Origin of the sequence: Sphingomonas sp., assembly GCF_036402235.1 — a bacterium.
Taxonomy (GTDB): Bacteria; Pseudomonadota; Alphaproteobacteria; order Sphingomonadales; family Sphingomonadaceae; genus Sphingomonas.
This window is the reverse complement of sequence record NZ_DASWTG010000023.1, coordinates 34,146-46,150: the sequence shown is the minus strand read 5'-3', so window position 1 is coordinate 46,150 and position 12,005 is coordinate 34,146. Positions and strand designations below refer to the sequence as shown.

Annotated in this window: 11 protein-coding genes; 6 read left to right on the top strand and 5 right to left on the bottom strand. The window is 67.6% G+C overall.

Annotated elements, in window-relative coordinates:
- Positions 1–30 precede the first annotated feature (30 nt).
- On the bottom strand, positions 31–1,227 hold the full coding sequence (locus tag VGD28_RS04865; protein WP_331027199.1) for an acyltransferase: 1,197 nt from the start codon (positions 1,225–1,227) through the stop codon (positions 31–33).
- Between the two features lie 123 nt (positions 1,228–1,350).
- Here VGD28_RS04865 and ispG point away from each other — a divergent pair, with 123 nt between their 5' ends.
- Positions 1,351–2,475 (top strand): flavodoxin-dependent (E)-4-hydroxy-3-methylbut-2-enyl-diphosphate synthase, encoded by a 1,125-nt coding sequence (ispG, locus tag VGD28_RS04860; RefSeq protein WP_331027198.1) that lies wholly within the window; start codon positions 1,351–1,353, stop codon positions 2,473–2,475.
- A 176-nt stretch (positions 2,476–2,651) separates the two neighbouring features.
- On the opposite strand, the gene VGD28_RS04855 is transcribed toward ispG, so the two are convergent.
- Positions 2,652–3,530: a LysR family transcriptional regulator gene (locus VGD28_RS04855; RefSeq protein WP_331027197.1), complete on the bottom strand. Its 879-nt coding sequence runs from the start codon at positions 3,528–3,530 to the stop codon at positions 2,652–2,654.
- A 105-nt stretch (positions 3,531–3,635) separates the two neighbouring features.
- Here VGD28_RS04855 and bla point away from each other — a divergent pair, with 105 nt between their 5' ends.
- Genes bla through VGD28_RS04835 form a run of 4 tightly spaced genes read left to right on the top strand, consistent with a single transcriptional unit; the run spans position 3,636 to position 6,321 of the window.
- A complete protein-coding gene (gene bla / locus VGD28_RS04850) occupies positions 3,636–4,544 on the top strand; it encodes a subclass B3 metallo-beta-lactamase (RefSeq protein ID WP_331027196.1) in 909 nt (302 codons plus the stop codon).
- Positions 4,545–4,587: 43 nt separating this feature from the next.
- Entirely contained in the window at positions 4,588–5,490 is a 903-nt protein-coding gene (locus VGD28_RS04845) for a DMT family transporter (protein ID WP_331027195.1), read from the top strand.
- The gene (locus VGD28_RS04840; protein WP_331027194.1) at positions 5,487–5,966 is read left to right on the top strand and encodes a GNAT family N-acetyltransferase; all 480 of its coding nucleotides are present in this window, start codon (positions 5,487–5,489) and stop codon (positions 5,964–5,966) included. The genes VGD28_RS04845 and VGD28_RS04840 overlap by 4 nt, the downstream gene beginning before the upstream one ends.
- Positions 5,956–6,321 (top strand): TfoX/Sxy family protein, encoded by a 366-nt coding sequence (locus VGD28_RS04835; protein ID WP_331027193.1) that lies wholly within the window; start codon positions 5,956–5,958, stop codon positions 6,319–6,321. The genes VGD28_RS04840 and VGD28_RS04835 overlap by 11 nt, the downstream gene beginning before the upstream one ends.
- Here the strand turns inward: VGD28_RS04835 and VGD28_RS04830 are convergent.
- Positions 6,302–6,961, bottom strand: a complete 660-nt coding sequence (locus VGD28_RS04830; RefSeq protein WP_331027192.1) for a DUF1345 domain-containing protein — start codon at positions 6,959–6,961, stop codon at positions 6,302–6,304. The genes VGD28_RS04835 and VGD28_RS04830 overlap by 20 nt on opposite strands.
- A gap of 139 nt (positions 6,962–7,100) precedes the next feature.
- Between VGD28_RS04830 and VGD28_RS04825 the strand changes: the two genes are divergently transcribed.
- Positions 7,101–9,485, top strand: a complete 2,385-nt coding sequence (locus VGD28_RS04825; RefSeq protein WP_331027191.1) for a glycoside hydrolase family 2 TIM barrel-domain containing protein — start codon at positions 7,101–7,103, stop codon at positions 9,483–9,485.
- Positions 9,486–9,530: 45 nt separating this feature from the next.
- Here VGD28_RS04825 and ppa read toward each other — a convergent pair whose 3' ends face one another.
- Together ppa and VGD28_RS04815 are read right to left on the bottom strand one after the other, a co-directional pair.
- Positions 9,531–10,070, bottom strand: coding sequence for an inorganic diphosphatase (gene ppa, locus VGD28_RS04820; RefSeq protein WP_066573459.1), 540 nt, complete (start codon positions 10,068–10,070; stop codon positions 9,531–9,533).
- A 32-nt stretch (positions 10,071–10,102) separates the two neighbouring features.
- Positions 10,103–12,004, bottom strand: a complete 1,902-nt coding sequence (locus tag VGD28_RS04815; RefSeq protein ID WP_331027190.1) for a peptidase M61 — start codon at positions 12,002–12,004, stop codon at positions 10,103–10,105.
- Between the last annotated feature and the right edge of the window lies 1 nt (position 12,005).

Here is a 12,005-nt window from a genome sequence, read left to right as displayed (position 1 = left end):
GCTGCGCCTTAGCGCGGCTGAGCGCGCATGTCAGGCCGGTTGCGCTGAAACCGCCGGCGATTCGCGGGCCGTGCGCGGGCCAAGCCCGATCAGCGGCCGCAGCCAGCCGAACTCGCGCCCGAGCAGATAGAAGGCCGTGCAGATCATTGTGGTCCCCGCCAGCAGCATGCCGAACTCGACCAGCGGACCCAGCTTGAGCGGCAGCGAGTACCAGGTGATCAGCACGATCGCAGGCTGGTGGATGAGGTAGAAGGGGAACACCGCCTCGGCGAACGTCCTGCGCCAGCGATGGTCGCGGTTCCAGTAGCGGTCGGCGAGCACAAACAGCGCGATCGTCATCGTCCATGCCATCGTCACCTGCGCCGCGCGCTCGGCGGCCATCACCCAATGCGGCGGGATCGCTTCGCCGGGGAAGGCCAGCTCGACCGTCACCACCGCCGCGCCGCAAGCCGCCGCGATCGCCAGCGCGGCCTTCCACCACCGCCACAGCGGCGGCCAGAGTTGCGGCGCGCCGGCGAGCACGAAGCCGAACAGGAACATCGGCACATATTGGGCATGCCCCGCCCAGTCGCGGAACAGCCCATGCTCCTCCTCCACTACGAAGAGCAGCGCGAGCTTGGCAGTGACGAGCAGCGCGGCCGGCGCCCACAGGATCCGCGCGCCGGTCGACAGCCACCCCACCAGCCGGGCAGCACCGGCCTCCAGCCGCGGGCGGTTCAGCGCCAGCCCAGCGGCGAGGATCGCGGTGTACGTCCAGAGATAGGCGACGAACCACAGATGCTCCCAGCTGGGAAATTCGCGGCCCCAGAAGTCGCCCGAACGCCAGTAATCATGCGTCCAGAAGCGGATCAGGCCATGGGGATAGCCCTTGCCCATCACCCGCACCCACATCTCGATCGGCACCAGAACCGCCATGCCGAACGCCAGCGGGACCAGCAGCCGGATGTTGCGCGAGCGCAGGAACTTGCCCGCGCTGCCCGACTTGGCGAACAAGTGCCACGACGCATAGCCCGACACCGCGAACAGCAGCGCCAGCCGCCAGGGGGTCAGCAGCGACATCGGGGCGATCAGCGCGGGAATGGCATGGCCGGTCTTGATCACCCACCCCCAGGGCGCGAACACCATCCCGATATGGTAGACGATCAGCAGCGCAAACGCCGCGATACGCAGCCAGTCGAGGCCGTAATGGCGATTGGTACGCACGGACGAGTCGGTCGGTTCGGTCACGGTCCCGGCCTATAGCCCCGCCGGGCTGACCAATTGGTTATCAGCGTGAGCACGCCGCCAGAAGCGCGCCTTTCTCGCCCCGCGCCGATCGGCTATAGGACGGGCGAACCCAGAGGAACTTCAATGTCCGTGCGTCCCTGGCGCGATATCGTGCGCCGCCAAAGCCGCCAGATCATGGTCGGCAACGTGCCTGTCGGCGGCGATGCGCCCGTCACCGTCCAGACGATGACCAACACCCCGACCGAGGATGCAAGGGCGACGATCGACCAGATCCGCCGCTGCGAGGATGCCGGGGTCGACATCATCCGCGTCTCCTGCCCCGACGTCGCGAGCACCGCGGCACTGAAGCAGATCGTGCGCGCCGCGCGCGTACCGATCGTCGCCGACATCCATTTTCACTACAAGCGCGCGCTCGAGGCGGCCGATGCGGGCGCGGCCTGCCTGCGCATCAACCCAGGCAACATCGGCAGCGCCGACCGGGTGAACGAGGTGGTCAACGCCGCCAAGGCCAATGGCTGCGCGATCCGCATCGGCGTCAACGCCGGCAGCCTCGAGAAGGACCTGCTCGAGAAATACGGCGAGCCCTGCCCCGAGGCGCTGGTCGAAAGTGCGCTCGACCATATCAAGCTGCTCCAGGACCGCGACTTCCACGAATTCAAGGTCGCGGTGAAGGCGAGCGACGTGTTCCTCGCCACCGCCGCCTATCAGCAGCTCGCCGAGGCGGTGGACTGCCCGCTGCACCTCGGCATCACCGAGGCCGGCGGCTTCGTCGGCGGCACCGTCAAGAGCGCGATCGGCATCGGCTCGCTGCTGTGGTTCGGCATCGGCGACACGATCCGCGTCTCGCTTTCCGCCGAGCCCGAGGAGGAGGTGCGCGTCGGGTTCGAGATCCTGAAAGCGCTCGGCATCCGCAACCGCGGCGTGCGCGTCGTCTCCTGCCCGAGCTGCGCGCGGCAAGGCTTCGACGTGATCCGCACCGTGCAGACCCTGGAGGAGCGGCTCCAGCATATCCGCACGCCGCTCTCGCTCTCCGTTCTCGGCTGCGTGGTCAACGGGCCGGGCGAAGCCCGCGAGACCGATATCGGGCTGACCGGCGGCGGCAACGGCAAGCACATGGTATATCTGTCGGGGGTGACCGATCATACGGTCGAAGATGCCGACATGCTCGACCATATCGTCAAGCTGGTCGAGGCCAGGGCGGCCGAGATCGAGGCGGCGGACGCGGCGAAAGCCGAAGCGGCAGCCTGAACCGGCGGAAGGTCCCAAAAGTCATACTGCTACGCGCGCGAGGCTGGCGAAGTTGAACCCCCTGGAGGGGACGTTGACACGTTTCGCATGTTTTCGCACGCGAGTGTCAAGCTGGTCTCGACGGGGTCAAAGAGCGGCCGGAGCTTTCCGGCTGACCGATTGGAGCAGGCGGAATCCTACATTTCAAGCGGTGCTGCGGTCGCCCCCAACCACGCTGCAAATGCCCCCATCGCAGCCGTCTCGCGGCGTGAGTTGAGGCGGGTGAGCCAATAGCGGCCGAGTTCGATCTCGACCGGAAAGGGCTGGACGAGGCGTTCGGTAGCGAGATCGGCCTCGAACATCGCGGGCGGGGCGAGCGCGACTCCGTGACCGGCAAGCGCGGCGGCAATCATCACTGCCGAGCTGTCGAACACCGGGCCGGTCAGACGCGGGCAGGACGCCTCGGCAGCCGCGAACCAGCGCGACCATTCGTCGGCGCGATAGGAGCGCAGCAGGGTCTCGCGGGCGAGGTCAGCCGGGCCGGTGAGGCGCGCGGCGATGGCGGGCGCGCAGAGCGGCGACAGGGGCGCGGCGAGCAGCGGGACGGCGCGGGTGCCGTGCCACGCGCCGTCGCCGAAGCGGATCGCACAGTCGAGTCCCTCGCCCGCCAGGTCCACGCGGTTGTTGTTGGTCATCAGGCGCAGGTCGACTTCGGGATGCGCGTGGTGGAACCGATCGAGCCGGGGCAGCAGCCAGCCGGTCATGAAGGTGCCGACCACGCCGACCGTCAGCACTTCGCGCATCCGCCCGCCCTCATAGCGGTCGAGCGCCGCGCCGATGCGGTCGAACGCCTCGCCCAGCACCGGCACCAGCGCCAGCCCTTCGTCGGTGAGCGCAAGGCCGCGCGGCAGGCGGCGGAACAGCGGCACGCCCAGCCGCCGTTCCAGGGAGGCAACCTGATGGCTCACAGCGCCCTGGCTGACGCAGAGCTCAAGCCCCGCGCGGGTGAAGTTGAGGTGCCGCGCCGCGGCCTCGAAGGCACGCAGCGCGTTGAGCGGGAGCTGGGGGCGATCCATCCGAAAAGCATGAGGTAAATTCATGCCTAAGTCGAGAATTGATGCTTTGCGCGGCGAATCCGGCTTGGTCATTCTGCACTCCACTGGATCATTGGAGTGCACGGGATGAGGAAAACTGAATTCGTATTGGCGGCAGTGGCGATGCTTTCGGGGCATGCCGATGCCCGGCAGGCGGACCGCGACGATCCGCTGCTGCGCCCGATCGCACCCAAATACGCCGCGCAATGGCTGGAGCCGCAGACGCCGGTGCGGATGCATGGGCAAAGCTATTATGTCGGGTTCCAGGGGCTGGGCGTGGTGCTGATCCGCACCAGCGCCGGGCTGGTGCTGATCGACGGCAGCGTGCCGCAGGCGGTGCGCGCGATCCAGGCCAACATCCGCAAGCTCGGCTTCGATCCTGGGCAGATCAAGCACATCCTCGTTACCGAGCCGCATTGGGACCATGCCGGCGGCGTTGCCGCGCTCGCGCGCGACAGCGGCGCGACGGTGATCGCCGGCACCGCGGCGGTAGCGGAGCTGCGTCGCGGCACTGTCGGCAAGGACGATCCGCAGGCGAGCATCCATCAGCCGATGCCTCCGGTATCGCGAATCCGCGGCGTGCGCGACGGCGAAGCGCTGCGGATCGGCGGGGTGACGATCGTCGCGCGGGCGACGCCGGGGCACACTGCGGGCAGCACCAGCTGGCAGTGGCGATCGTGCGAGGGCAAGGCGTGCGCGACCTTCGTCTTCTCGGCGAGCATCAACCCGGTAAGCGACGACCATTATCGCTTCAGCGACCATCCCGAGCGGGTCGCGCTGCTGCGCCGGGGCGCGGCGAAGCTTGCAGCACTGCGCTGCGACATCGCCATCCCCTCCCACCCCGGCACCAACGATACGCTCGCTCATCTCGCCGCGCTGGAGCGGTCGCGGGCGCGCAATCCGCTGATCGAGAAGGCGCCGTGCAAGGTGCTCGCCACGACCTACACGCAGCGGCTCGACGCGCGGCTGGCGAAGGAGAAGGCGGAGCAACGTTAGGCAGCGATTGACCCGGCGGCGCGAGCGCGCCAAGCGCGATCCGGTGAACCGCTCCCTCTCGCCCCTGATCGCTTTCGCCATCGCCGCGCTGGGCATCGCGATCTTCTCGTCGATGGATGCGGTGATGAAGGGGCTGGTGATCGCGCTCGGCGCCTATAATGCGCTGACCTGGCGGATGCTCGCGGGCACCGTCGTAAGCGGCATCCCCTATGCGCTGTCGCGGCCGCGCTGGCCGGCGCGGGCGGTGCTGCGCATCCACCTGGTGCGGGGGTTGGTGTCGGCGGCGATGGCCTTCCTGTTCTTCTGGGGGCTGGGGCGCGTGCCGATGGCGCAGGCGATCGCGCTGTCCTTCATCGCGCCGATCATCGCCCTGTTCCTCGCCGCGCTGATCCTGAAGGAGCGGATCACGCGCGTGACGGTGATCGCCACCGCCATGGCGTTCGCCGGCGTGCTGGTGATCCTGTGGGGGCAGGCGCGTGCCGAGCTGGGGCCGGATGCATTCTGGGGCGCAATCGCGATCCTCGTCTCCGCCGTCTGCTATGCCTGGAACATCATCCTGATGCGCCAGCAGTCGCTGGTCGCCGGGCCGGGCGAGGTCGCCTTCTATCAGACGCTGATCGTCACCGCCGTCTACCTGCTCGCGGCGCCCTGGCTGCTGGTGGTGCCGCCGCTCGCCAAGGCGCCCGCGCTGGTCCTTGCTGCCATGCTCGCCACGGCTTCGCTGTTCCTGCTCTCCTGGGCGTATCGGCATGCCGAGGCGAGCTATCTCGCGCCGACCGAATATACCGGCTTCCTGTGGGCGACGCTCTGGGGCTGGGTGGTGTTCGGCGAGCGCGTATCCCTTTTCACCGTCGCCGGGGCGGCGCTGATCGTCGGCGGGTGCATCCTCGCCGCGCGCCGGCGCGATCATGCCCCGGTGGCCGACAGCGAGGCGCAATTGCCATGATCTCGATCCGACAAGCCGGCCCAAAGGATTTCGAGCTGGTCGCGGAATTCATCCGCAAGCTCGCCGACTATGAGAAGCTGGCGCACGAGGTGCGTTTCGATCCCGAAATGCTGCGCAGCCATCTGTTCGGCGAACGGCCCGCGCCCGAGGTGCTGATCGGCGAGGTCGATGGCGTGCCGGGCGGCTTCGCGCTGTTCTTCCAGACCTTCTCGACCTTCGAGGGCAAGCCGGGGATCTGGTTGGAGGACCTGTTCGTCGAACCCCACGCGAGAGGCACGGGCTTGGGCCGCGCGCTGCTGTCGCGGCTGGCGGCGCTGGTGATCGAGCGCGGCGGTGCACGGCTCGAATGGGCGGTGCTCGACTGGAACGAGCTGGGCAAGCGCTTCTACCGCTCGATCGGCGCCGGGCCGGTCGAGGGCTGGGAACGCTGGCGGATGGAGATCGGCGCGATCGAGGAGCTGGCCCATGGCGTTTGACGCGGGGCTGCTCGACTGGGTGATCGAGACGCTGGAACCGATGGGCAGCGTCACGCACCGCAAGATGATGGGCGGGGCGACGCTCTATCTCGACGGAACGGTGTTCGCGATCATCTCGAGCGACGATGTGCTGTGGTTCAAGGCGGATGCTGAGAGCGACGCGCTATGGGACGCGGCGGGATGCGATCGCTTCACCTTCGAGATGAAGAACCGCGTCGCCAGCATGAACTATCGCCGCGCACCCGACGATGTATTCGACGACCCTGATGCGATGCGCGAATGGGCGACGCTGGGGCTGGAAGCCGGACGGCGCGCGCCCGCCAAGAAACCGAAGGTCACCCGCCGAGCGCGTTGATCGTGAAGGCGATGATGCCGAGGTTGAAGACGAACGCGACCAGGCAGTGATACGTCACCGCGCGCCGCATCGGACGTGTGGTGATCGTCACGTCGCTGGTCTGGAAGGTCATGCCGAGGCACCAGGCGAAGTAGATGAAGTCCGAATAGTCGGGCTCGGGCGCGTGCGGGAATTCGAGGCCGCCCGCATCCTTCCCGTGCCGCTGGGTGTAGAAGAGATGCGCATAGTGCAGCGCGTACACCGTATTGGCGAACAGCCAGCAGATCGCGAGCGTGGCGATGACCAGCGCCAGGCTGCGCGGCTCGGGGGTGCCCGCGGGCACCAGCACGCTGGCGATGGTGGCGAACACCGCAAGGCTGATCGCGGCGGTGATGACGAGCAGCGCGACACGGTTGGCATCATTGTCGCGCGCCGCCGCGCGGATGTGGTGCGATTCGTGACGGAACAGCGGGAGGCACGAGACGAGGAACAGCAAAGCCGCCGCATCGAACGCGGCCATGATGCCAAAGCGCTCGCCGAGCGGCGGAATCGCGACCGCGCACCCGACGCCGAGGATCGCAGCGAACAGCAGGAAGCGCGGCGGCGCGAGCAGATTGCCGATGCCGCGACGGCGATCCGTACCCTGTGCCCCATCCCGCATCCGCGCAGATTAGGCGAATTGCAGGCGACTCGCCACATCGAACATATTCCACAATATGAAATATGGTCTCGTTTTTTGAGATTCCCTTGACCTGTTGGCCTCTCCCATGTTCTTTCGCGCCAAAACGGAGAGGTGGCGCATGAAGATGTGGGTTCGTGCGGGACTGGGCTGGGTCGCGGCCCTGGTCTGTCTGTCGCTTGCCCCGGCGACACTCGCCGAGGAGGTGGCCTTCAACGCAGGCTGGCTGTTCGCGAAGGGAGACATCGCGGGCGCGGAGACCGTCGCGGGCGCGCAGGCCGACTGGCAGAAGGTCGATCTGCCGCACGACTGGGCGATCAGCGGGACGTTCGACCGGGACGCGCTCTCGACCGGATCGGGCGGCTGGCTGCCGACCGGGATCGTCTGGTATCGCAAGAGCTTCACCCTGCCCGCAGCCGACCGCAGCAAGCGCGTGTTCGTCGAATTCGGCGGAATCATGGATCGCGGTGGGGTGTGGATCAACGGCCATCATGTCGGGCACCGGCCCAACGGCTATTCGACGGTGCGCTACGATCTCACCGATCATCTGAGCTGGGACGGTCCCAACGTGCTGGCGGTGCGCGCCGACACTTCGTTCCAGCCGGCCTCGCGCTGGTATGCGGGCGGCGGCATCTATCGCAGCGTGCGGCTGATCACGACCGGACAGGTGCATGTCGATGCCTGGGGCACCTTTGTCACCACGCCGCAAGTATCGCCCGAGCGCGCGACGGTGCGGGTCGAAAGCAGCATCCGCAACCAGACGCGGCAGGACGTGCGGGCGCGGATCGAGGTGAGCTTCACCGGGCCGGACGGCAAGGTCGTCGGCACCGCGACCAGCCCGCTTGCCATGGTTCCGGCGGGGCGTGTGCAGAAGCTCGTCGCCGAGACCGCGATCGTCCGGCCGAAGCTGTGGGATGTCGGCCAGGGCAATCTTTACGCCGCCAGCGTGCGCGTGATCGGCGAGGACGGTGCTGCGCTCGACGGCGACCGGGTGAACTTCGGCGTGCGCGACATCGCGTTCAAGGCAGACACCGGCTTCTGGATCAACGGCCGCAACGTCAAGCTCAAGGGCACGGCGATCCATGCCGAGGGCGGCGCGTTCGGCATGGCGGTGCCGCTCGCCTTCTACGAACGGCGGCTGCGCGGGCTGCAGGCGCTGGGCGTCAACGCGATCCGCACCGCGCACCACCCCTTCTCGCGCGAGTTCATGGCGCTGTGCGACCGGCTCGGCATGCTGGTGATGGACGAGGCGTTCGACATGTGGACCGTCGCCAAGAACCCGTATGACTATCATCTGTTCTTCGGCGATTGGTCGTCGCTCGACGCGCGCGAGTTCGTGCGGCGCGACCGCAACCACCCCTCGGTGGTGATCTGGTCGGTGGGCAACGAGATCCACGACACGCCCTATCCGCTGGTCGCGAAAGCGAACCTCGCGCGCCTCAAGAAAATCTTCAACGAGGAGGATCCGAGCCGGCCGGTGACGATGGCGCTGTTCCGGCCGAACGTCACCGGCGACTACAGGAACGGTCTCGCCGATATGCTCGATGTGGTCGGGCAGAACTACCGCGAGAACGAGCTGACCCAGGCGCACAAGGACAAGCCCACGCGCAGGATCATCGGCACCGAGAACACCAAGGGTCGCGGCAACTGGCTCGCGGTGCGCGATTTCGCGCCCTATTCGGGCATGTTCCTGTGGACCGGCGCCGACTATCTTGGCGAAGCGGACCGCGCGGGCTGGCCCAATATCTCCAACCCCTCGGGGCTCGTCGACCGCACCGATGTGGTGAAGTCGATCGGCTGGGAGCGTGCCTCCTGGTGGTCGGAGACGCCGATGGTCAGAATCGGGCGCCGCACCGGCACCTTCGTCGATACCGCCGGCCTGCCGACCACGGTCGCGATTGCGACGCCGCAGCCCAAGGATGCGGGCGTGCGCAACGACTGGACGCCCGCCTCGCTCGCCCCGCATGTCGAGAAGGTCGAGCTGGTCACCAATGCCGCCTCGGCCGAGCTGTTCCTCAACGGCAAGTCGCTGGGCCGCAAGCCGGCGAATGCCGATGCCAGCGCGATCGCGTGGGACGTGCCGTTCGCGCCGGGTGAGATCCGCGCGGTCGCCTATGATGCAGCGGGCAAGGCGGTGGCGCGCGACGTGCTGCGCACCGCGGGCGCGCCGGCCGCAATCCGGCTGGTCGCCGAGCAGACCGCGCTGGCGCCGGGGTTCGACCGCATCGGCTTCGTGCGGGTCGAGCTGGTCGACGCCAAGGGCGTACTGGTGCCGGGCGCGGCGGTGCCGTTGACCGTCCGCGTGACCGGCGCGGGCACGCTCGCGGCGTTCGACAATGGCGATCCGGCGGACACCACGCCCTTCGCGTCCGCGGTGCGCAAGGCGTGGAACGGCCGCGCACTGGCGATGGTCCGCGCGTCCGCGACCAGCGGGACGATCGATGTGGACGTAACGGGCGAAGGCCTGCGCCCGGCGCGGGTCGCGCTCCGCGCGATCACGCCCTGAGAACGAGCCGGCACGGCGCACTGGCGCTTCGGGCCGGCTGTCCGATCAGGCGGCCTTAGCCTTCTTCGCGGCCTCGATCGCCTCGACGACGATGCGGCGCGCTTCGTCGGCATCGCCCCACTGGCCGATGCGGACCCACTTCTCGGACTCGAGGTCCTTGTAGTGCTTGAAGAAATGCTCGATCTGCTGGAGCACGATCGAGGGGAGGTCCTGCCGCTCGCCCACATCCGAATAATAGGGGAAAGTGGTGTCGACGGGGACGCAGATCAGCTTCTCGTCGCCGCCGGCCTCGTCCTCGAGCTTGAGCACACCGATCGGCCGCGCGCGCACGACGCAGCCCGGGATGAACGGCGAGCGCGAAATCACCAGCGCGTCGAGCGGATCGCCATCGGGCGACAGCGTGTGGGGCACGAAGCCGTAATTCGCCGGATAGCGCATCGGCGTGTGCAGGATGCGGTCGACGAACAGCGCGCCCGACGCCTTGTCGAACTCGTACTTCACCGGCTCGCCGCCGGTCGGCACTTCGATGATGACGTTCAGGCTGTGCGGCGGATTGTCGCCGACAGGAATCATGTCGATGCGCATCTAAACTTCCTTTGTTGGTCCGGTGTTCCCCGTCAGCGCGGGGCGAGCAACCGATCCAGGCCACCCTCTCCGGAGCCCGTCTTTTCGAGGCGCGGATAGCGCAGGCCGCCGTGATAGTCGATGGCGATTTCGCGATAGCGGGTGCCGCTCTTGACCAGCAGCCTGATCGGGTCCTTGCCGCCCTTCGCCGCCTTGACCGCGTCCTTGAGGCGATCGTCGGAATATTCGCGGCCATCGACCGCGACGATCGTGTCGCCAAGGTCGAGACCGGCGTCGAACGCGGGCGAATCCCAGGTAACGGTGCCGATCGCGCCGCCCTTGCCCACCGACAGGCCGAGCGAATAGCTCAAGTCCGCCCGGCTCGCGCGCTTCTCGGCATCCTTGAAGGCCGCGGTTGGCTCGTCGGTGTAGATCAGGCGGTAGCCGTTGGCGGTGAAGCCGGCGAGCGGCGCGCGCTCCGACAGGCCGTTGAGGCGCTGGTTGAGGAAACCCGACCAGTCATAGGGCTGTATCGCGCTCAGGGTCGCAGCAACGTCCTCAAGCTTGTAGGTGAGCACGCCCCAGTCGCCGTCCCGCATGCCGAAAAAGGCGCGGGCGAAATCGTCCATCGACTTGGTGCCGCCGCTCTGCGCGCGCAGCATCGAATCGACCTCGAGCCAGATCAGCAAGCCTTCGTTGTAATAATCCTCCGAACGCTGCCAGCTCACCCAGCCTTTGGGCCGGCGCGCCGAGATGATCGGATCGTTGGTGGTGTCGACCAGCGCGCGCCAGGTCCGCGCCGGGCGGTTGTCGAGGCTCGCGGCGATATTGGCGAGCATGTCGAGCGTATCCTGCTTGCTGACGATGCCCGAGCGCGCCTGGAGGATATAGCCCCAGAACTGGGTCTGCCCCTCGTACACCCACAGCAGCGAATTGCGCATCGGCGTGCGGAAATCCGGCGTCCAGCTGTCGGCGCCGCGGCGGAACTTGCCGTTCCAGCTGTGCACGAACTCGTGCGGCAACAGGTTGCGCGAGCCCGGGCCGTCATTCCACTTGGTGAAATAGCCGGGCTTCACGCCATTCTCGGAGCTGCGATGATGCTCGAGCCCGATGCCGCCCATCTCGTCGCTGATCGACAGCAGGAATTCATACTGGTCGTAATGCTGCGCGCCGAACAGCTTGATCGACTGGTCGACCAGGCTCTTGTGCGCCGCGATCTGCTCGGGCGTCGCGTCGAGCTCCTTGGGCTCGTCGGCGAAGACGTTGAGATCGACGCGGTCCGAGAGCTTGAACTCGCGATAGTGGCGGCCGGCGAAGACCGGCGAATCGATCAGCGTCTCGTAATCGGTCTTCTCATAGACATAGGCTCCGCCCTGCTTCTTCGCGGGCAGGCCCGACACCGCGGTCCAGCCTTCGGGATAGGTGACGGTCGCCTGGATCGGGATGCGCCGGGTGAACCAGCCGGCGGGATAGAGGCTCACCTGCTCGAACTCGAGGTTGAGCATCGCGGGCGCGATCGACACGCGCCCCTGATCGGGATCGGTGGCGCCAACGAACTGGAACTCGAGGTCGAGCTGCTTCGCGCCGCGTGGCACGTCGACATGAAAGGCCCAGACATCCACCGTGTCGCGCTTCCACGGCACCGCCTTGCCGCCAGCGCTGATCCTGAGGCCTGTGAGCTTCTCGACCTCGCCGCGCGCGGCATGCTTGCCGGGGAGCCAGGTGGGCATGAGCAGGACCATATGGCCGTCCTGCGCGACGGGGATGGTCTGCTTCACGCGATAGATCGCCTGCTGGACGTTGGTCGCATCCACCTTGAGCGTGATCGTGCCGGGATAATCGGCATCGCGCGCCGCGGGGATGCGGTTGTCGAACGGCAGCGGCTGAGGGGCCGAGTTCTGCGCGGCAGCAGCGGTGGCAAGCAACAGGGCGGAGAGCGCGATGGCGCGGCGCATA